This window comes from Streptomyces sp. NPDC057697, from assembly GCF_042799335.1.
Taxonomy (GTDB): domain Bacteria; phylum Actinomycetota; class Actinomycetes; order Streptomycetales; family Streptomycetaceae; genus Streptomyces.
The window spans coordinates 216,574-236,769 of sequence record NZ_JBHVJA010000013.1 but is presented as its reverse complement, the minus strand read 5'-3'; the positions used below and the strand labels follow the sequence as shown (position 1 = coordinate 236,769).

General features: G+C 69.5%; 15 protein-coding genes. 11 read left to right on the top strand and 4 right to left on the bottom strand.

All coding sequences use genetic code 11. The features are described from left to right. Nucleotides 1-79: 79 nt before the first annotated feature. The gene (locus ACFVFH_RS29250; protein ID WP_383774039.1) at nucleotides 80-1,078 is read right to left on the bottom strand and encodes a GlxA family transcriptional regulator; all 999 of its coding nucleotides are present in this window, start codon (nucleotides 1,076-1,078) and stop codon (nucleotides 80-82) included. A 161-nt stretch (nucleotides 1,079-1,239) separates the two neighbouring features. Beyond that, entirely contained in the window at nucleotides 1,240-1,986 is a 747-nt protein-coding gene (locus tag ACFVFH_RS29245; RefSeq protein WP_383774101.1) for a dienelactone hydrolase family protein, read from the bottom strand. A gap of 888 nt (nucleotides 1,987-2,874) precedes the next feature. Between ACFVFH_RS29245 and ACFVFH_RS29240 the strand changes: the two genes are divergently transcribed. The 9 genes from ACFVFH_RS29240 to ACFVFH_RS29200 all read left to right on the top strand — a co-directional run bounded on the left by ACFVFH_RS29240 (nucleotide 2,875) and on the right by ACFVFH_RS29200 (nucleotide 16,367). Then, nucleotides 2,875-3,333 carry an NUDIX domain-containing protein gene (locus ACFVFH_RS29240; protein ID WP_383774037.1) on the top strand — a complete coding sequence of 153 codons (459 nt, stop codon included), beginning with the start codon at nucleotides 2,875-2,877 and terminating at the stop codon, nucleotides 3,331-3,333. A 1,136-nt stretch (nucleotides 3,334-4,469) separates the two neighbouring features. After that, nucleotides 4,470-5,465 carry a ParA family protein gene (locus ACFVFH_RS29235; protein ID WP_383774035.1) on the top strand — a complete coding sequence of 332 codons (996 nt, stop codon included), beginning with the start codon at nucleotides 4,470-4,472 and terminating at the stop codon, nucleotides 5,463-5,465. Between the two features lie 808 nt (nucleotides 5,466-6,273). Beyond that, the gene (locus ACFVFH_RS29230) at nucleotides 6,274-6,678 is read left to right on the top strand and encodes a hypothetical protein (protein ID WP_383774033.1); all 405 of its coding nucleotides are present in this window, start codon (nucleotides 6,274-6,276) and stop codon (nucleotides 6,676-6,678) included. A gap of 460 nt (nucleotides 6,679-7,138) precedes the next feature. Beyond that, nucleotides 7,139-7,903 carry a hypothetical protein gene (locus ACFVFH_RS29225; protein WP_383774031.1) on the top strand — a complete coding sequence of 255 codons (765 nt, stop codon included), beginning with the start codon at nucleotides 7,139-7,141 and terminating at the stop codon, nucleotides 7,901-7,903. A 561-nt stretch (nucleotides 7,904-8,464) separates the two neighbouring features. Further along, nucleotides 8,465-10,912 (top strand): hypothetical protein, encoded by a 2,448-nt coding sequence (locus ACFVFH_RS29220; protein ID WP_383774029.1) that lies wholly within the window; start codon nucleotides 8,465-8,467, stop codon nucleotides 10,910-10,912. A 650-nt stretch (nucleotides 10,913-11,562) separates the two neighbouring features. After that, a complete protein-coding gene (locus tag ACFVFH_RS29215; RefSeq protein ID WP_383774027.1) occupies nucleotides 11,563-12,675 on the top strand; it encodes a bifunctional DNA primase/polymerase in 1,113 nt (370 codons plus the stop codon). After that, a complete protein-coding gene (locus ACFVFH_RS29210; RefSeq protein WP_383774025.1) occupies nucleotides 12,672-14,291 on the top strand; it encodes a phage/plasmid primase, P4 family in 1,620 nt (539 codons plus the stop codon). Before ACFVFH_RS29215 ends, ACFVFH_RS29210 begins: the two co-directional genes overlap by 4 nt. Continuing rightward, nucleotides 14,288-14,677 carry a DUF6009 family protein gene (locus tag ACFVFH_RS29205; RefSeq protein ID WP_383774023.1) on the top strand — a complete coding sequence of 130 codons (390 nt, stop codon included), beginning with the start codon at nucleotides 14,288-14,290 and terminating at the stop codon, nucleotides 14,675-14,677. The genes ACFVFH_RS29210 and ACFVFH_RS29205 overlap by 4 nt, the downstream gene beginning before the upstream one ends. A gap of 136 nt (nucleotides 14,678-14,813) precedes the next feature. Next, on the top strand, nucleotides 14,814-16,367 hold the full coding sequence (locus tag ACFVFH_RS29200) for an FAD-dependent monooxygenase (RefSeq protein ID WP_383774021.1): 1,554 nt from the start codon (nucleotides 14,814-14,816) through the stop codon (nucleotides 16,365-16,367). A 26-nt stretch (nucleotides 16,368-16,393) separates the two neighbouring features. Here ACFVFH_RS29200 and ACFVFH_RS29195 read toward each other — a convergent pair whose 3' ends face one another. After that, nucleotides 16,394-17,065 carry a ScbR family autoregulator-binding transcription factor gene (locus ACFVFH_RS29195; protein ID WP_383774019.1) on the bottom strand — a complete coding sequence of 224 codons (672 nt, stop codon included), beginning with the start codon at nucleotides 17,063-17,065 and terminating at the stop codon, nucleotides 16,394-16,396. Nucleotides 17,066-17,193: 128 nt separating this feature from the next. On the opposite strand from ACFVFH_RS29195, the gene ACFVFH_RS29190 reads away from it, so the two are divergent. Beyond that, nucleotides 17,194-18,033 (top strand): NAD(P)H-binding protein, encoded by an 840-nt coding sequence (locus ACFVFH_RS29190; protein WP_383774017.1) that lies wholly within the window; start codon nucleotides 17,194-17,196, stop codon nucleotides 18,031-18,033. 90 nt (nucleotides 18,034-18,123) lie between these two features. Here ACFVFH_RS29190 and ACFVFH_RS29185 read toward each other — a convergent pair whose 3' ends face one another. Then, on the bottom strand, nucleotides 18,124-19,098 hold the full coding sequence (locus ACFVFH_RS29185; RefSeq protein ID WP_383774015.1) for a ScbA/BarX family gamma-butyrolactone biosynthesis protein: 975 nt from the start codon (nucleotides 19,096-19,098) through the stop codon (nucleotides 18,124-18,126). A 453-nt stretch (nucleotides 19,099-19,551) separates the two neighbouring features. On the opposite strand from ACFVFH_RS29185, the gene ACFVFH_RS29180 reads away from it, so the two are divergent. Further along, the gene (locus ACFVFH_RS29180; RefSeq protein WP_383774013.1) at nucleotides 19,552-20,184 is read left to right on the top strand and encodes a ScbR family autoregulator-binding transcription factor; all 633 of its coding nucleotides are present in this window, start codon (nucleotides 19,552-19,554) and stop codon (nucleotides 20,182-20,184) included. Nucleotides 20,185-20,196 lie beyond the last annotated feature (12 nt).

Genomic DNA, 20,196 nt, shown 5'->3' with positions numbered 1-20,196 from the left:
GGCTCCCCCGCTCCATCCACCGCTGACAGCGGCGTGATCGCCACAGTCCGCAAGGATCACGCCAGGCGGTGGCGGCGGACTACCGGCCCTGGGTGAAGGTGCGCCGGTACTCGCTCGGCGTGGTGTCCAGGATGCGCTGGAAGTGCAGCCGAAGATTCGCGCCGGTGCCGAGGCCGACGTCGGCGGCGATCTGCTCGATGCTTCGCTGTGAGCGTTCGAGCAGCTCACGCGCCATGTCGACGCGGGCTCTCATGACCCACTGCATCGGCGTGTACCCGGTGTCTTCGACGAAGCGCCGCGAGAACGTACGCGGCGACACCGCGGCGTGCCGGGCGAGCGCTTCAAGGGTGAGCGGCTCGCCCAGCCGGTGCAGCGCCCACTCCCGGGTGGCGGCGAACCGCTCGCCGAGCGACTCGGGCACACTGCGTGGCACGTACTGCGCCTGACCCCCGCTGCGGTACGGCGCCGCCACCAGGCGCCGCGCCGCGTGGTTCGCCGCGGACACCCCCAGATCGCCGCGCAGGATGTGCAGGCACAGATCGATGCCCGAGGCGGCGCCCGCCGATGTCAGCACGCTGCCCTCGTCGACGAACAGCACGTTCGCGTCGACCTGGACGAGTGGGCGCTTCGCCGCGAGCGCCCGCGTGTAATGCCAGTGCGTCGTCGCGCGCTTCCCGTCGAGCAGGCCGGTGGCGGCGAGCGCGAAGGCACCCGTGGAGATGGCGGCGAGCCGCGCCCCCCGTCGGTGGGCGGCGATCAGCGCATCGACGACGGCCTGCGGCGGGTCGTCGCGGTCCGGGTGCCGGTAGCCGGGAACGAAGACGATGTCAGCCCACTCAAGCGCCTCGATGCCGTGGGCGACGTAGTACGACAGGCCATCACCCCCGGCCACGGGTCCGGGCGCCGCGCCGCACACCCGGACCTCGTACGGCATGCTCGCCCGGGTCGTGAACACCTGCGCGGGGATACCGACATCGAGGGGCTTCGCACCTTCGAGCACGAGGACGGCGACGCGGAGCAGGGGTGAGGCGGCCACGGGACAGAGGGTACGTGGGGCACGGCCCGGCTCCCCGCCCATCTGCTCCGTGGCACGGGCGGGCCGATGGCGCGGATCCTCATCGGGCCCCTCCGGCCACAGATGCTTCGCCGGGGTGCGATCGAGATACGCGCCACAGGGGTGGCGAGGTCGCGGGGGGTCGGTTCCAAGGAGTACGCCGACCGGGCCCGGCGCAGGCGTACTTACCTGGGGCCTGCCCCAGGCTCCTCCGTCACGGGCAAGCACTCGGCGAGCAGGTCGAGGATGTCGCGCCAGGCCCGCTGCGCGTGCCGTGGGTGGTAGCCGACGCCGGGGCGCACGGTGTGGTCGACCGTTGGGTGGTGGAAGGCGTGCAAGGCGCCGCCGTAGACCGTGAGGCGCCAGTCGACGCCCGCGGCCTGCATCTCGGCGGTGAACGCGTTCCGTTGTGCGGTCGACATGATCGGATCCTCCGACCCGACCCCCGCCCACACCGGGCAGCGGATGTGCGCCGCCTCGCCCGGTCGGCCCGTGGTAGTTGCGTTGACTGTCCCGATCGCGCGCAGGTTGACCCCGGCGCGCCCGAGCTCAAGACCGATGGCGCCCCCGGTGCCGTAGCCGATGGCGGCGATCCGGTCGGGGTCGGTTCGCGGTTCGGCGCGCAACACGTCGAGCGCCGCATGGCCGATGCCCCGCATCCGGTCGGGATCGGCGAGCAGGGGCAGGCAACGGGCCAGCATCTCCTCGGGGTCCTCCAGATAGCGGCCGCCGTGAAGGTCGAAGGCCAGCGCTACGTATCCCAGCTCGGCGAGAGCATCGGCCCGGCGGCACTCGACGTCGCTGAGCCCCGTGCCCTCTGGTCCGAGCAGCACCGCGGGCCGACGGCCGGCCCCGGCCGGGACCGCGAGGTGCCCGATCATCGTCAAGCCGTCGGCCGGGTACTCGACCGTACGCGTCGTCATCGTCGTCATCGGCGTCATGAGACCGGACTGTAGTGAGCGTCGAGCGCGGACCGGCCGGTGTTCTGCCGCCGGCAGAACACCGGGCATCGATGTGTACGTACTCCATGGTCCTGCCGGGCCGGTAGGAGGTCAGCTCCTTCCCGTTCCTGATTCCGGGCATCACGCCGAAGCACAGCAAGTGGGCAAGCGGAGAGAGCAGGGGAGCCCCGGCCTCGGGTGTCCACATGCTCGGCCTCGGGACTGGTGAGCTCGCATGTTCAGGTGTCGCGTATACCTCTCCGGAGGCGTGCCATCAGTCACCTTTAGTGATCACTGCCGAGATTGTCTCGATATCTCGCGAGCGCTGTCTGGTGTGACCTGTCGGAGTCTTCTAACATCAGAGGACTGATTGAGGGCGTCTCCCCGGGGGGCCCGGACTCTCTGCAGTCCGGACCACACCCCGGGGACACACCGTCTCAGCCAACTACCGTTTTCGGTGGTCGGGCTGAGACGCGTGTCTTGGAGCGGCCACCCTTCGCAGAAGGATGTCGGCCTTGCGCTCCGGACTTTCAACGCGAGTTCTGCTTGTCGCCCTCTCAATCGTTCTGTCCCTGCTTGTCGCGGTCATCGCTGGAGTGCTGTCTTGGGCAGCGGACGGAAGCGTGCCCCGCGCGGTGCTCTGCGGCGGTGGGGCCTTCGTCGTATGGATGACTCTCTCCGTCTCCCTGTGCTCGGCTCTGGGCCTGTTGGACAGGAGCATCAGGCAACCATGATGTGGAGCGCAGCCGACTGGCGGTGGTCCTCGTGATCTTCCCGATGGTTTTGGATGTCATCGGGAGTGGTCGCCGAAGCCGGAGGAACGTGGAGCCGATACGCCGCTGGCGGCCATGAACGGCGCAGATGACTGACAATGCCGGGATGACCCGACCCAGAATCCGTGTCGCCGCGTACGTCATCCGGAACCGCGCCGCCCCCGAAGTTCTGGTCTTCGACCACGCCGGTATGCCCGAGGCCGGCACCCAAGTCCCTGCGGGGGGAGTCATATCAGGCGAAGGTCTGGAAGAAGCGGTCCTTCGAGAGGTCGCCGAGGAGACCGGTCTGCTGACAGCCACAGTCGTCCGACAGATCGCCGTGGAGAGCAAGCCCCATCCCGACACCGGGCAGCCACGACGAACCACCTTCTTCTTTCTGCAGGCATCAGCGGAAACCCGCGATGCGTGGAGCCACCACGTCAAGGGCGACGGAGACGACGCAGGCCTTGTCTTCACCTGCCGGTTCCTCCCCCTCCCTCTGGAGGAACCGCTGGCGGACGACCAAGACGCGTGGCTGGGCCACATCGACCCGCGCTGGACCACCGCCACCGGCGGCAGTCAGTAGTCAAGGTCGGCCCCAGCCGCTGAATACGCGACACCTCAGCACGCGGGCTTGCCAGTCCCGAGGCCGGTGCTCCAGCCGGTGCGCCAAGGGCCTCCGGCCGTCGGCCCGACGCACGGGTGCGGCGGTCGTGCTGAGCACTCCGCGAGGCACCTGACGCACCTTTCGAGTACGCGCGGTCCCCTTCCTCTCCGTATCGATGGAAGGCTCCAGGGAAGGCTCCGAGGACTTGTTCATCCCGGGACGTGCCTGTTCCTCTTGTCGCTCATACGCCCATGGAACAAGGCATGTTTCCTCCCCTTCTCCCCTGTGCGTAACTGCACAGCCATGCAGGCATGTTTCTTTGTAGGTACGTCAGTAGCTCGGTCGGTAGCAATGCGTGGAGCTGTGTAGGCATGTTGGTAGGCATGCTGATAGGTACGTGGGTATGAGTGCGAGTACGCGTGCAAGGAGGCATGCAGGGAGTCGTGCACGCATCTCTGTATGAATCCAGGAATACCGGAATCCAGGCACTCAGGTACGCATGCGCATGCCCATCACTCCTACGAAGCGGCCCTGTCCTCATCTGTGTTCACACAGATTCCAGGGCCTTTCTGTTCCTGCCTGCGTGATGCTCTCCATGCCACTCCGCCACTCCGCATCAGAGTTGGGGCGGATCTTCATACCGGCCTTCGCGCTCTGCCGTTCATTCCCCTCCCTCGTCTCCCACCCTCCTCCGCCTCCACGCACCCTCGCCGTGTACGTGGCGCGAAGGCTGCTTCCTCACCATTCGTTCGGGCGCGTATTCCCACCACGTTCCGCATGTTCATCCCTGGCACGAACGTCCTACCGCCACGTCGTCGAGCCATTGCTCCCTCCGCGCCGTACTCGTGCGACACACCTGAACATCGCCTCACTCACGCTCTTCCCCTATGCCTTGGTGCTATCGTGCGAACGTGTGTGTCACGACGCGACATGCACGCATGGCGGCAGGAATGCGAAGCGCTCTGGAGATGCCCGAATCTCTCTGCAAAGTCCGAAAGTCGTGCAGCCATTGGCCTCAACTGCCGTCCCCACACCGCCAGCCCACGTGATGCGACGCGACAAAGGCGTCCAGGACGTGGTCCCTCACCCCTCGCCCAGTTCGGGAGGCATCCGCGATGACCAGCACGTTTGAGAGCGCCATCGACGTCGTCGATGGCACAGAGAGTCCCGCACCGACGGTGATCGCGATCGCTACGCAGAAGGGCGGAGTCGGCAAGACCACCACGACGGTCAACCTCGGCGCCCGGCTCGCCATGGCCGGCTACAACGTCCTCATCGTCGACCTTGAACCGCAGGCCCAGGCCGGTACCGCACTGGGTGTCACGCTCGGCGGCCAGGAGGACGAGCAGGCGGCCGAGGCCGAACTGAGCAGGTCTCTCGGGTACATCCTGCAGATGGCCTTGCAAAGTTTCCCCCGGGCTCACCTCCAGCAAGCCATGTTCGACCGCACCGACGAAGTCCTGGAGGGCTTCGAAGGGCACGGCCGCCTCTGCCTGCTGGCCTCGGAAGAGGCGTCCATGTCGGCCGCTCAGAACGCGTTCGTCACCAAGCCCTACAAACAGACGGCCACACTGCGCCATCTGCTCCTGGCGGAAGCCCAGGGCTTCGACTTCGTTCTCATCGACACCCCGCCGGCCGTCTCCCACCTCAACGCGGTCGCCCTGGCGGCGGCCGACCACGTGGTGACGATCTGCATTCCGGAGTACCAGTCCATCAAGGGCGCGCTCGTCCTCAGCGCCGCGACGAACGCCGTCGAGACCAACACCGGGGGAGAGTGCAAGCCGCAGCTGCTGGGCGCGCTCCTGAACCGCTCCAACCCGGAATCGAAGTGGACCAACCAGGACGTCGACATCCGCAACGGCATGATCGGCGACGGGGTCGGCGCCGAACCGGGGCGGGGCCTGTTCCCCTTCTTCACCGACGTACGCAAGGACACCCGCATCTCGGAGTCCTTCATCTACGGCAAGCCCGCCGTGGTCCGGTTCCCGAACCATGCGTGCGGCAAGCAGTACACGGCCGTGGTCGAAGAGATCCTGGATCGCATCGACCTGCCCCGTGAGAAGTGGACGATCGCCGACCCGATCCTGTTCGAGGAGAGCGCAGATGCCTGAGCCCCAGGGCCCGGAGACGGACGGCGCGGCCAAGAAGGCCGTCAAGAAACCGGTGAAGAAGGCCGCGAAGAGGGCGGCTCTCAGGCCCCGGCCCGCTGGGTCCATCCTCAACAACCCTGCTCTTGCCGGCGCCCAGTCCGTCGTCGCGAGGTCGGTGCTCGGGCAGGGCGGGTCGGGTACGGAGAAGCCCGCCGCTGTACCGCATGCACCCGCACCGCACACACCCGTACCGCAGACGCCCGTACCGCAGACGCCCGTACCGCAGACGCCCGAGGCGTCACCGCTCCAGCCGCCGCGCACCCAGTCTCCGGGCGTGGTGCCCGCACCGAGTCGGCCGACCGAAGGCCAGGGCCGTACGGAGCCCGCAGCGGGGGAGACGTACCGGACGGCTCCCCCCACGGAGCCGTCCGTACCTCCCGTCGGCCGCCCCGGCGGCAGCACGGAGCCTGAGCCCGGGGCCACGGCCCCGAAGGGCGCGGCTGCCGGGGGAGGCGCGGCCGTGGCGGACACCTCGATCGCCGCCCGGTTCTCCGACGCCGCCTCCGCACTCCCCGAGGTGGTCGGCGCTCCCGGGCGCGACCGTAGGAAGCCCCGGTCCGGCCCCGCCGATCCGACGCCGCACGCAACCGCGCCCGGAGCAGCCTCCGGGCATGTCCCCGAATCCGCCCCCGGAGCACCCTCCGAACGTGTTTACGAAACAGGGGGCAGTCCGTACGCGGTGCGGAAGAAACGCGCGGCTCCGTCCCGTGGGGGAGCGGGGCTCGGCACCGCGCACGAAGCCGTTTTCAGGTCATGGCGAAACAGCCGTGTGGACCTCAAGATGGGCAGGCAGTCCTGGCAGACCCATGCGTTCAGGTTCGCGCCGGATCTCGTGGCAGCGCTGAGCCGACGGGTCGCCCAGGACTGCACGTCCGCGGGAAAGGCGCTCACGGCCGCCCAGTACGTCGATGCCGCGATGACCCTCTACCTGCCCAGCACCATCTCCAGTCAGCTGGAGCTCGCGGAGGAGTTCCTGCTCTCGCGCGACTCCGACGTCGGCACGGGCAAGCAGGCGAGCCATCGGGTCAGCGCCGAGGTGTACGCGATCGCCTCGCCGCTCGCCAACGAACTGCGGATCGCCGGTCACCCCAGGCTCGCGGTCCATGTCTACTCCGGCGTGCTCGATCGCTTTCTGCGGGACCTGGAGGAGGGCCCGCTGGGGCCCATGAAGTAGTCGCGGCGGCCCCGGCCGCAGGACGGAGCGAAGCGCCAACCCCCGCCGGGGGTTGGCGCTTCGCCCTGTCCTGCCACCTTCCCCGGCCGTCCGCAGCCCGTCAGGAGCTTGATTTGTAGGTCTCTCGGTAGGCGGATCAATAGCTGAATCGGTAGGCCCATGAGTAGTTCTTCGGATAGGCACGTAGTCATGCCTGTAGTGATCCCCATAGGCATATGCATCGTCATGTCAGTAGTCATTGACGCGTCTTTGTATGTACGTATCCTCCCTTCGTTGCCTCCGTCATCTAATTGCTGCGACGTGACGAGAAGTTACGCTAGTTGAATCAGACAAATAACCTTGAATATAGGGATGGCAGAGACGTGGTCGTGCAAAACCTGATGCGACGCGGCAAAATAAATCGGCCCGGATACGCTACGGTGATCGACAGTCACAAGCACACTCACGCGCTGGAGACGTCTTGTCCGCCTATGTGCAGCCCGCTGCTCTTGCGAATAGCGCCAGGCTCAACCGTTCCTGGATCAACAAGGCCGTAACGCTGGGCCTGATCAACCCCAGCACCCTCGATGGCGAAGATCTGATCGTCGTACGCGTGTTCGCGTTCGTGGATCAGCTCGTATGGCCGGGACAGAGCAGGTCCAGGAGCGAGGCGCGTGTGATCGAGCCGTGGCAGTCGCTTGCGGTCAACACCGCCCGCGCTGCCGCACGGGACCCAGCCACGCGGCAGGATTCCATCCTCTGGGTGGCGCCGGACGGGGTGGAGGTCACCCATGAACCAGGAGCGCACTCGGCCTTCGTGCTCAGCCGCCCACGCTCGATGTTCGCCGCGGTGCCGCTCGGCGAGTGGATCGCCGAACTCCCGCCGCACCTTGAGACGCTCTTCCACTGGCCACGCCAGATCATGGATTCGGCAATCCCCGTGGACGGCTCGACGAGGGTCCCGCTGCGTGTCTTCAGCACCTCTCCGGGACTCGTCACGGTGTTCGCCTCCGCGGTCGCGCCGCTCCACGGGGAGGCGTACGAGAAGATCATCCGATATGTGACCGCTCACCACTCCGGCTCCAGTATCCGTCTCATCGAATGGCTCCGCTCGACCACACAATCGCAGTGGTCCGAGTTCTACGAACTTCCGCGCGGTGGCCTCGTCCGGCGTCCGCTCGACCACTCAAGCCTTCTCGAAGAATTCGGGCCTCAGCTGAAGCGCCTCGACCCAGGCATGCCATGACCTGCGGCCACACGGCTCCGGAAGCCACTCGTACCTAAACACAGCAGTGAGGGCGCCCGGCCTGTCAGCCCTCAACTGTCCTTTTGACCCAAACCCCTTCGTCGGCGCCGCTCCGGCAAGAACGGAGCCGACGAAGAACCTGAGGAAAACAGATCGGCCCGGGATCTGCGGTCCCGGGCCGATGCTCCGCCGAAGAGGTGAGCACGACTCAAACACTTGAATGAATCGCGTCGCGCACCCGGCTGTCCTGCTGTAGCCCAGCTGCACCGGGTGGCGATGAGCAAAACCCTCATCCCTCGACAGGAGCAGATCATAGCTACCCAACCGAGGGCTGGATCAGTCGCACCCGAAGTCGATCGGGCGCGACGCCCCCGGCCCCGTACCTCACAGACGCCGCCACGGGCACGTGCCGCCCGCCGCACCGCGCGTACGAAGGGCGGCCCGGCCCCGTACGCAGCGGATGTCCCGGGTCGTGACCTGGCGAACGAACCCCTCGCGCTGTCTCCCGCGATGTTGACGGCGTTGGCGTCGGCGGTTCACTCCTTGCTCAAGGACCCCCGGTTGACCGGGCGGAGCGATCTCGTCAGATTGGCCTCGGTGGTACTGCTGGCGAAGGCACCGGCAGGCTCCGCCGTGGTGGACATGTCCTACCGCGACGTCGCCGGCTGGCTGGGCTGTTCGCTCTCCCATGTCGGACACACCGCCGTCCCCGGGCTGAAGGCGACCGATGCCGTACGGTGCGGGCCGAAGCGCTCCGACGAGGGGCGGACGGAGGGCCTGCGCCTGGAGCTGCTGCCGCTGCGCGAGGCGCGGGCAGCGGCGGACGGCCGACCGCTCGCCACGCTGACCAAGCGGGAGTTGGCGACGCTGCTGCGGTTCTGCGAAGCGGTGACGTGCCCGGGGTGGGCGCCTCCCGGCAAGGCGGAGACCCCGGCGGGATTCATGGCGGGACGCCGGGGGAGAGGGGCGCCCACGGACCGTCTGGCCATGGTCCTGCTCTCGCTGGAGGCCCGTACGGACGGCCGGGTGCGGATGGCGCCGGGCCGGGTGCCCAAGGGCTTCCGGCGGGCCGACGCAACGGTCGCCCGGCTGCTCGGATGCCCGGTCGACGCTGCGGCGGTGGTCGTGGACCGCCTGGTCGCCGCCGGGTATCTGGAGCTGGAGGCCACGGAACGGCCCGGCGGCGAACGGCTGCGGGTACCGGCCGTGGCGGCCGCGCACGCACGGGTCCGTCGAACGGCCGTGCAGGAGACCGGCGATGAGGTCCGACCGGCGGGCGAAACCGGAACGGCGGACCAGGGGCCGTGCCCCCGATGCGCCGGAACCGAAGGAGCGGAAACAGAGGCGGCGGGGATGGCGCTGTCCGGGGAGGGCTGGGCCCAAGAGAGCCTGGAGGACGTGCTTCTGACGGCGGCCAATGGTGCATTCGGGGATCAGACACCCGAACGCACCCCGAACCAGCAGGTCAGCAAAGGCTTCCAGGGGCAACCGAATCCGGCCATGTGTGCAGACCTCCACGCGTCCCACACACCGGTGGTTGCTCCCTCGCGGTCTTCTGCTGGTGATCCTGAGGTCTTTTCCGGCTCTGCCGTCGAGGGCGGGGGCCGTCGGCGGGGACGCGCGTACGCGGGCGAGGATCGAGCCGCCGACTCGCCCCGGCCGGGGCGCGGCCGCAGGGATGCCGGGGCCGACCCGCTTCGCGGGGACAAGCCACGGAAACTCCCTGCCAGGACGACCGGAGCCAGCGGCGCGGGATTCCTGCGGATGGCGCAGGTGCCGCAGGACCTCGCCGAGGCTCTGGCACCGGTCGCCCACCTGTGGGCCGGGATCCCCCGCCTCTCGACGGTCAAGTGGCTGGCCAGGGCGGTACGGGGCGAACTTGCCCGCCTGCGCGGCATCCTCGGCCCAGAAGACGCCGTGCGGGCCCTCGTCGCACGGCTGAACCGCCGGCTCGACCGGCAGGGGCCCCATGCGGTGAGAGAACTCGTCGGCTGGCTGATGCGCCGTGGCCTTCCGCAGCGGCCCGGCTGCTGGTCGCTGCTGTGCGACGACGGCTACCGGATGGACACCGGCGACCCGTGCGAAAGCTGCGACTGCCTCGTCGCGGACCGGCGGTCGCTGCGCCGCTCGATCGCCGCCACCGTCGCCGAACAGCTCGGTACGGCGTCCCCTCAGCTGCAACTCACGGAGGTGGAAAGGCGGTTGAGGGAGGCGCATCACGCGAAGGCGGCCGCCGCCCAGGCCTTACGCCAGGAGCGCGACGCACAGAAGCAGGACCGGCGCCGCGCGGCCGCGCGGCGCCGGCAGGAACTGGAGGCGGCGGAGGCCGCGCGCGCGGCGATGCCGTGCCGGAAGTGCGGGCTGCCCGACACGGCGGGGGAGTGCCCGGTGTGCGCGTTCCGGAAACGGACGGACGAACTGATCGGCCAGACCGTGGACCTGGTGGTCGCCCTGCGGGTCGACACCCTGGATCTCCGCGCCGTGGCGGAGATGACGGCACAGGTCGAGCAGGACACCCGGACCGTCATCGAACAGGCATATGCGCAGAACTCCGATTCCCCCGATCTCCCTGATTTCCCCGACTTCCCTGATTCCCCCGATCTCCCCGGTTCTCCCGGCATCCCGGGCTCCTCTGACCCCTCCGGCTCCCCCGACCCCTCCGACGACGCCCCCGTCGATGCGGGAGTGCGGGCTTACGCTCTACAGCAGCTGGCCGCGAAGCTGCTGTCGCAGCGTCGGAGTCAGGCGCTCCAGCGATTGGCCGAAAGTGAACCGGCGAGGGAGGCCGCGGAGCGGGCGTACCGGGTGGCGTTGGCGAGTACGCAGTGGCGCGCCCCGGCAGAGAAGAGGCGCGAGGCCGCCGAAGAGGCTGCGGAGGAGGCGCGTCACCGCGTGGCCCGGGAGTTGCTGAAGGAGTTCCTGGCGAACCTCGCCCTGGCTCGGGCGAACCTGGCCGGCGTACCGGAACGCGTCCCGTGGAGCGAGCGGTTGGCGGAGCTGCTCCGCTGAGAAGGCCGTTGCGCCGTCGGCGGAGGCCGACCGGGCTCACCCGGTCCGCGCTGTGGACCGGCCGAACCACCGGGCACCCGGCCCGGCATGGACGAATACCGGCCAAGACATCGCGGCGCACCTCGGCATGTGTCGGCGCCTGGCGGCGGTCTCGGTCGCTCCGGTCGCCGGTTCTCTGCTCCGCATCCCCTATGACCTGGGGTTCTCCGCTCGCCATAAGGGACGGTGATGGAAGGAGCCCGCCTGCTGACCGGGCGTGCCGACGACCGGCCGAACCTTGAGTCGCTTCAGTCATCGGGACGAATGTGCAGGTCGGAGCGGTGGCCGAGGGGGCTCAGCGACCGAAGCGACTCAAGGTTCAGATATATGGAGACATTCCTGCGCGTGAGCGCGTGTGTGCGCGTCATATAGGGAGAGCTTGAGTCGCTTCAGTCGCTGATCCTCGGTGTGCGAGCCTCTGACCTGGTGTTCCGTTTCTCTGCGGACGAGCGACCGAGCGACTGTCACCCACCGCGCGGTCGGTCGCCGGGACGGTGTCCCTTCTTCCGGATGCGTACATCTGTTCTGCCCCATGTGTCTCTCCTCTCCCACAGGTTTCGCTAATCTGATGTTGGGATTTGAGTCGCTTCAGTCGCTCATGGGGGAAGTGAATGGCAGCTGAGCTGCAGGTTCTGCACAGCGACCCACAGCAGTTCGCGAGATCCGCACCGGTCGCCGCGCAGCCTCTGACAACTGCCTCGTGGTGTGCGCGCCAGGGGTGGCCGGTTCATCCTCTTGCTCCGGGGCGCAAGACACCCGTGGGCAACTGCGAGGTGTGCCGCGCTCCGGGACATGCCCGAGGGGGGTGCGACTGTGTGCGTGCGGGCCGTTGGTGCCACGGCTTTCACGCGGCCACGCTTGATTTCGACCGGATCCGGCAGTGGTGGGGCTCCCGTCCCGATCTCGGGGTGGCCGTCGCCACCGGACCGGCCGGTCTCGTCGTCATCGATGTCGACGCGCATGTCCGCGAACTGCCGGACCGGCAACGGCTGTTGCCCGGTGTACGGATCTCCGAGGAGATCGACCTGACCGGGCTGGCCCATGGCTTCCACACCCTGGGTGTGCTGGCCGCCCTGCGCGGCGCGGTCAGTCCGGCCGACGACGAGTCGACGCTACGGGTCCGTACCCCGTCCGGTGGCCTGCACGTGTGGTACCGCAACGACGGCGGGCACCGCTGGCAGTGCTCCTCGGGGTCGGGCGGTGGCCGTGCCCTCGCCTGGCAGGTCGACGTCCGGGCGCACGGCGGGTACATCGTGGCGCCCGGAACCGTGACCTCCGCGGGAACCTACCGCCGGGTCGGGACCACGCGACGGCCCGCCCCGCTGCCGGTCTGGCTCGCCAAGGAGCTGGAGCGCACCGGACATCTGCCGCCCGCCTCCGTGCCGGGCCCCCGCCCCGTACCGCCCCGCGCCCGGCAGGCAGTCCTCGCGGCGAGGAGCGGCGGAGGCCCGGGGGACCGGGCACTGGCCGGGGTGCTCGCCGAGGTCGCCGCCTGCGGGGCCGTACCCGAAGGCGCCGCGTTCTCCGAGAAGTTGAACCGGGCCGCGTACACCGCCGGAGGACTCGTCGCGGGGGGCCTCCTCACCGAGGCCGAGGCCCTGCGGGTGTTGCGGGAGACGGCCGAGCAGGCCCGTCCGGGCCGGCGGAGCCGGTGCCTGGCCATCATCAGGAGCGGGCTGAGCGCGGGGCTGGCACGCCCGCTGTCGCTCAAGGGGCGTGCGTGAGCGTGGACGAGGAGAACGCACTCTCCGCCTTCGACGTCGAGGCCGTGGCCGCGCAGATACTCGCGCAACCCGTCCCGGCGCCCCGGCGCGGCGACGACTTCGCCCGGTACATGACCGCACCCGTCCCCGGGCCCGCATCCATACCCCCGTCCGCACCCGCACCCGGGCCCGGACACGCATCCACCCCCGCTCCGGCGGGCCGGAGCGGGGCGGCATCGGGGAACGGCGAGGCGACGTCGGCCGGACTGCTGCCCGATACGCTCACCGACCGCGGCAACGCCAAGCTGTTCGTCACGCTCTACCGCAACGACTACCGGCACGTTCCCGGAATCGGCTGGTACCAGTGGGACGGCACCCGGTGGCAGATCGACGAGGACGACACCGTGATGTGGTCGGCGGGAGACCTGGCCGAGTCCATCGCCACCACCGATCCCCGGGGCGTCTACACCCCCGCCGCGTTGCAGCAGCACCGCCGCCGCGCGCTGAGCACCAGCGGGATGAACGCGATGCTGACCCAGGCCAAGTCCGCCCCGGGCATGGTGCTCAACGCGTCGCGGCTGGACGCGGATCCGTACGCGCTGTGCACGCCGGCGGGCGTCGTCGACCTGCGCACCGGTCGCATCCGTCCGGCCGAGCCCACGAGGGACTTCCACTCCCGTTCCACCTCGGCCGCGCCGGAGCCGATGCCCACACCGCGCTGGAACCGCTTCCTGACCGACACCTTCGGCGAGGGGGCGGACGGCGCGGAGATGATCGACTTCCTTCAGCTGCTGCTGGGTTACTCGGTCACCGGGGACGTCGGCGCCCAGGTCATGCCGTTCCTGTTCGGCTCCGGGAAGAACGGCAAGTCCGTACTGCTGGACGTCCTGATGAAGCTGCTCGGGGACTACGCGGACGCGGCGCCGCCCGGCTTCCTGATGTCACGTCCGTACGAGGGCCACCCCACCGATCTGGCCGAGCTGCACGGCCGAAGGGTGATCGTGTGCAGTGAGGTCAAGCCGGGGGACCGGTTCGACGAGGCCCGGGTCAAGCTGCTCACCGGCGGCGACCGGATCAAGGCACGGCGGATGCGCCAGGACTTCTTCAGCTTCGAGCCGACGCACAAGATGTGGCTGCTCGGCAACCACCGCCCCGAGGTGGGCACGGGCGGCTTCGCGTTCTGGCGGCGGATGCGGCTGATCCCGTTCGAGCGGGTCGTCTCCGACGACCGCAAGATCGACAACCTGGCGGACATCCTCGTCACCCAGGAAGGTCCGGGCATTCTCAACTGGCTGATCGAGGGCGCCCGTCGCTACCTCGGCGGCGACAAGGACCTCTCCGGTCCCGAGCGGGTGCGCATCGCGACCACGGCGTACGCCGAGACCGAGGACCATACCGGGCGATTCGTCCACGAGGCCTGTCGGCTCGAAGCCGATCTGCGGGCCGAACAGGCGCAGCTCTACGCGGCCTATAGGGGCTGGTGCCAGAATGAGGGCGTATCAGCGATCTCATCCCGGGCCTTCGCGGCGCGTGTCCGCGAGCTGGTGGGGCTGGCGTCGCCGAAGGGAATGATCCTTTCCAACCAGCGCAAGTACTACCCGGGCATCGGCCTGCTCGCGGACCAGGAGACAGTATGAGCGCCCTCATCGCAGAGGACGAGATCGTCGACGAGATGGACCTCGTCTGGCTGGAGGACATCAGTCGGCTCGACTATGTCCGCCAGAGCCTGGACAGGCTGCCGACGCGACGGGGGAGACCGGCGTACCACCGCGACGGCCGGATGGTCGGGTACGCCCTGCTGGGGCCGAAGGCCAAACCGTCCCGGTCCTCGGGCACGTTCCGCCGACGGGTGTTCTGGCTGCTGCCGCACGACCGGGACAGCGAGCCCGACGGGCTGTACGCGCGGGGGGCGCCGGCGGAGGCCGTGGACGTGCGGACCCTGGCGCCGGGCGGCAAGGGGCACAAGACCGAGCGTTCGGAGGGCGGACCGATGTCGTCCGCGACGCGCGAACTCCAGCCGTGACCCCGGCCCCTGCCCGTCCCCGGGTCCGTACCCGCCGGTCGGGTGGGCGTCCCGTGCCCCCGGGCGGACGAGCGGGAAACAGGCTGTCCGGTATATTTCCATCAGCGGATTGTCCGCAGTCAGGGGAGGCGTCGCTGTGCAGGGGGAACGTCCGGTACGGGCGCAGGTCGTGGTGGTCGGCGGTGGCCCGGTCGGCATGCTCGTCGCCGCCGAACTGGCCGGGTACGGAGTCGACACCGTGCTCCTGGAATCCCGGGCCGATGTGTCCGAGCAGCCCAAGGCGACCACGCTGCACGCCCGCGCGGTGCAGAGCCTGGCCCGCCGCGGCCACCTGCCGGGGCCGGGGCATCCGTACACCGGAGGCGAGGCGGAGAGCCCGTTCCACTTCGCGGGCCTGCCCGGACTGACCATCACGACCCCCGCCCGCGAACCCGTGCCGATCCTCAAGTGCCCCCAGGCGGAGCTGGAGCGGCACTTCGAGGCACGGGCGCGGGCCGCGGGGGCGCGGATCCTGCGCGAGCACCGGGTGACCGAGGTCGCCCAGGACGACGCCGGGGCGCGGGTCACGGCCGAGGGGCCGCAAGGCCCCACGGTCTGCTCCGCCGCGTACGTGATCGGCGCGGACGGCGCCCGCAGCACTGTCCGGCACCAGGCGGGCATCGCCTCCGAGACCCACCCGGCGACGGTGTCCGCGCTCATGGGAGCCGTCACGCTCGCGCGGCCGGACGAGCTCCCCAAGGGCTGGCACCGCACCGAGCGCGGCTGGATCGTGGCCAAGCTCGACGCGGAGGGCCGGACGCACATCCGCACGCTGAACTGCGACGGAGCCCACCCGAACCGGCAGCTCCCGCCCACGCTGGAGGAGCTGCGCGCGGAGGTCTCCCGGATCGCCGGCCGGGACATCGAGATGGACGCGCCGCACTGGCTCAGCAGGTTCAGCGACTTCGCGCGGCTGGCCCGGACGTTCCGCGCGGGGCGGGTCTTCCTGGTGGGCGACGCGGCGCATGTGCACTTCCCGATCGGCGGCCAGGGCCTCAGCACCGGGGTGCTCGACGCACTCAACCTGAGCTGGAAGCTGGCGCTCACGGTCCTCGGATCGGCGGACGGAGGGCTGCTCGACTCCTACGACCCGGAGCGTCGCCCCGTCGCCCGGCGGGTCATCGACCAGACCCAGGCACAACTCGCCCTGATGCGCCCGGGACCCGAACTGGACGCGCTGCGCAGGGTGTTCACCGGTGTGCTGTCGGCGGACCGCGAGACCGGTCACCTCGGCGGCCTGATCAGCGCCCAGGACACCGTACTCCCGGACCACGCCGGAGGCGACGGCCGGGCGACGGGAACGTTCCTGCGCAACGCGGTGCTCACCACGGAGACCGGTGAGACCGATGTGATCGGGCTGCTGCACGACGGCAGGCCGCTGCTGCTGCTCCTCGGCGAGGAGGGCGAAGGCCACGGGGAAGCGGCGCGGGAATGGCGAGGCAGCCTGCGCGTGGTCCGTGCCCGGCCCACTCCCGAGGTGCCGCACGCCGCGCTGCTGGTGCGGCCCGACGGCTACCTCGCCTGGGTGCCGGAGGAGGGCCGTGACCTGACGGAGGCGCTGTCGGCGTACTTCGTCAAGGGCTTCGTACCCGGGGGTGAGAAGCCCGTGGGGGCTGTCGCCGGGGACAGCGCCGCCGTGGGGCAGCCTTGACGGCGCCCCACGACGGCGCCCGCGGCTCAGCCGGTGGCTTCGACGAGGTCCCGCATCTCGGCCGCCTTCACGGCTTCGGCGTAGACCGCGGCCCCACGGCTCTCGGAGAGGTCGAGGGAGGCGAGGACGGACGGGACCACCGCGCTGGGCAGCACATGACGCATCAGGGCGGAGACCCGCTTGACGAGGTCGCGGTACTCGCAGACGGCCTGCGACATGGACTGGATGCCGGCGAAGGAGCCCACGATGACGTCGGCCGTCTCGGACGGCGTGATGTGGGGCAGCAACTCGCCCTGGGCATGGGCCTGCTGGAGCAGTTCGTGACCGACCTCGCCCCAGCGCAGGAACGGACCGCTGCGGTCGAGGTTCTGCGCCAGCTGGTCCATCGTCAGCCGCACGCCGGCGCGCACCATCGGGTCGGTCTGCAACTGGTGGGCCTGGAGCATCACGACGTCCACGATCTCCTGGATCTTGGAGGCGCGGTGCGGGACGATGATCCGCTGGTCCTGCTCCGAGAGGACGCCCTGAGCCAGATCTTCCTTCGAATGGAAGTGGAAGTACAGGGCCCCCTTGGTGACCCCCGCCTCGGAGAGTATCTGGGAGATCGTGGCGGCTTGGTACCCATGCTCCTCGAAGATCTTGGCTGCCGCCGAAAGGATCGTCTGACGGGTACGGATGGCGCGTAGCTGCTCAGCCACTCTGCCTCCTCCCTCCTCGGGATGGTCGAACGTCGGGAGGCCGGTAAAGAAACCGTCCAGTTCGTATCTTACAGGCCGCTTCCTCGCCCTTACCGGCCGGGGAAATGCCGGACGAGAGAAGGAAGTTCATGATTCTTGTCACCGGTGCCACCGGGACCATCGGGCGGGAAGTGCTCCGCGGTCTCCCGGCCGACCTGGCCGTTCGTATCATGGCCAGGGACCCGGCGCGGGTCCGGGGGGCGGGTCCGGCGGCCGAGATCGTTGCCGGGGACTTCTCGGATCCGGCCTCGCTGGTGGGCGTTCTGCACGGGATTCACACCGTTTTCCTGGTGACCAATCCCGGTGGCGACGACGACTCGGCATTCCTTCGGAGTGCCCGCTCGGCGGGGGTGCGGCGGGTGGTCAAGCTGTCGGCGGCCGCGGTGGCGGACCCCGGGGCCGAGGACCTGATCACCCGGTGGCAGCGCCGCAACGAGGAGCTGCTGCGCGGATCCGGCATGCAGTGGACTCTGCTGCGTCCGCGCGCGTTCATGTCCAACACCCTCTCCTGGGCGCGCTCCATCCGCTCGGACGGCGTGGTGCGCGCGCTGTACGGGGACTCGGGCAACGCCTGTGTCGACCCGCGTGACGTGGCGCAGGTGGCGGTGCGCGCCCTCGTCGATGACGGCCATGCGGGCAGGATCCACACGCTGACCGGACCGGAGGCGATCACCGCGGCCGAACAGACCGCCCTGCTCGCCGAACTGCTGTGCCGCCCGCTCCGTTTCGAGGAACTGGAACCGGCGCGGGCCCGTGCCGCACTGGGCGCCCGCTACCCGGCGGACATCGCCGATGCGCTGCTGGAGAGCGCGGAGCGCGGCCGTGCGGGCGCGAAGGCGGAGGTGGACGGCACGGTCGCCGCTCTGCTGGGCAGGCCGGCCGGAACCTTCCGCGGATGGGCGAGCGATCACCTGGGCGCCTTCGGGTGAGTGCCTTCCGGCACCGGTACGGACAGGGGTACGGCGGCTGCCCGGCGGGGGCAGCCGCTGCCCGCCCCGGGTAAACCGGTGTTCGGCATGTCAGACGCCGTCCGTCAGGGGCGGCGCGCCGTGCGCCCCGGCCTTCACCGTGGCGCTGAAGACGGGCTCACCGTCCTGATGGGCGGTCACCAGGACGCTCTGTTCGTCCCCGGCGTCCGTGCCGGGCAGCAGGGATGCCTCGATCAGGCACGGGGAGTCCAGCTCGACGTACCGCTTGAACTCGTTGGCGACGTCGAGCGGGAGGTAGGAGGACCGGCCGAGGGCCGCTGCCGTGGCCTGGCGGGCGGCTTCGATCAGCACCATGCCCGGGACATGGTCGACCGCGTGCTCGAACAGCACGGGGTGGCGTGTGTCCACCCGCAGCTGCCAGCGGTTCGGTTCGCCGGTGGGGGAGAGCACGACATCCATGGGTGACATCCGCCCGACGCTCTGCGGGGCCGCCGGGCTGATCAGCGGCAGCTGGTCCCGGTAGCCGTCGGACAGGTGCTCGCCGCGCACCCTGCGGTAGACCGCCGGGGCCATGCAGGAGTAGGAGCCGCCACCGGTCGCGACGATATTCCCGTCACGGTGGAAGACGGCCTCGAAGCGCAGCCCCGAAAGGTTTCTGCCGCGTCGGTTGATCTCCGTGCAGTCGACGTCGATGCTGAGCGCGGCGGGTTCGTACCCCATCCGCAGGTGCTCGGGGCGTACGGCGATGTGGAGGTCCCAGACGAGGAACTGGTGGCCGAAGGGCACACCGAACTCCGCGTGCCCCAGCAGGATGCCGATCTGGCGGATGGTCTCGCAGCCCATGAGCGGGTCGTGGTAGCCGTCAGCGACCGGGACGAAGAAGCTGTGGCCGCGTGGCCATTGGGCGGATATGACGAAGTGGGTGTCGTCCACCCGCTCCCAGTCGGTGAGCAGGACCTCCGCGACGGCGGAACGGTGGACGAGCTCCTTGGGGACGGTGGTGGTCAGGGTGGTGGGGTAGAACCCACCGGGCTTGATCGTGGAGGCTCTGGTGCCTCGTGTCATTTCTCTGTCGAACACGGGTGGTTCGACCTGAAACGTGCGCGCAGACATTGGCTCCCCCTGGGCTGGCGCGAGAGATGTGTTCAGGAATGGGCTATTCCTGGGCCCGAAAATACATACCAACCGGTTTAATTTCTAGTGCCTCTGGGTCCTTGTCATCCCGCAGCGGCGGAGGGGTTCATTCCGCTCTGTCTGTTCCTGGAAATGAGTCCGGATCGGCGCGTTCTGACGCCGAGCCGGCGTCCAATTCTGGTCCGACATGGTCCGAGCGTGACACAAGTTGTCCTGGAGCGGGTGACCCGAGGTGTGCCGGCTGCGTTCTGGTGGGCGGACCGGAAATCAATCCCCTTCCGTGAAGAGGTCAGGGGCTTTCTTAGAAACCGCACGTACGGTTTGTTATAGTCACTTCCTGTCCTTCGACAATCACGGCAACCCCCAGCAGTGACGGAGCAGTTGATGGTCAAGCAGGAGCGTGCGGCGCGTACCCGCGAAACCCTGATCCGGTCCGCGGCCGAGATCTTCGACCGGGACGGATTCTCGGCGGCCTCGCTCACCGCGATCAGTACGCGGGCCGGGGTGAGCAACGGGGCACTGCACTTCCACTTCGCCACCAAGGCCGTCCTGGTGGACGTCGTCGAGGAGACGGCGCTGATCAGGCTGCTGGCCGTGACGAACGGCGCCCTGCCGTGCGGGACGAGCCATCTGCAACTCCTCGTCGACGTGACCCACGCGCTCGCCGACGCACTGCACGAGGACGTGGTGCTCCGGGTCGGCTTCGCGCTGGGCGGCGAGACGTCCCGACCGCCCCGGACCGACCTGCGGCAGTGCTGGCGGCGCTGGGTCGAGGAGACGCTGACGCGGGCCGAGGCCGAGGGCGAACTGCGCCGGGGCACGGCCGTCCAGGACGCGGCGACCGCCGTGGTCGCCGCGACCGTGGGGTTCGAGGTGCTCGGCATCCGGGACCCGACCTGGCTCGCGACCTCGACGGTCACCCGGTTCTGGCGGCTGCTGCTGCCGACGCTCGTGGCGGCGGCACCCCTCACCATGGTCGAGGCCGGGGGAACCCGGCAGCCGTCCCCGGTGGGATGACCCGGCCCCGCC

Excerpts from the sequence above, each read along its gene's own strand:
- ACFVFH_RS29250 (WP_383774039.1), bottom strand. The coding sequence starts at position 1,078 with ATGGGCGGGGAGCCGGGCCGTGCCCCACGTACCCTCTGTCCCGTGGCC.
- ACFVFH_RS29245 (WP_383774101.1), bottom strand. The coding sequence starts at position 1,986 with ATGACGACGATGACGACGCGTACGGTCGAGTACCCGGCCGACGGCTTG.
- ACFVFH_RS29240 (WP_383774037.1), top strand. The coding sequence starts at position 2,875 with ATGACCCGACCCAGAATCCGTGTCGCCGCGTACGTCATCCGGAACCGC.
- ACFVFH_RS29235 (WP_383774035.1), top strand. The coding sequence starts at position 4,470 with ATGACCAGCACGTTTGAGAGCGCCATCGACGTCGTCGATGGCACAGAG.
- ACFVFH_RS29215 (WP_383774027.1), top strand. The coding sequence starts at position 11,563 with ATGGCAGCTGAGCTGCAGGTTCTGCACAGCGACCCACAGCAGTTCGCG.
- ACFVFH_RS29205 (WP_383774023.1), top strand. The coding sequence starts at position 14,288 with ATGAGCGCCCTCATCGCAGAGGACGAGATCGTCGACGAGATGGACCTC.
- ACFVFH_RS29190 (WP_383774017.1), top strand. The coding sequence starts at position 17,194 with ATGATTCTTGTCACCGGTGCCACCGGGACCATCGGGCGGGAAGTGCTC.
- ACFVFH_RS29185 (WP_383774015.1), bottom strand. The coding sequence starts at position 19,098 with ATGACACGAGGCACCAGAGCCTCCACGATCAAGCCCGGTGGGTTCTAC.
- ACFVFH_RS29180 (WP_383774013.1), top strand. The coding sequence starts at position 19,552 with ATGGTCAAGCAGGAGCGTGCGGCGCGTACCCGCGAAACCCTGATCCGG.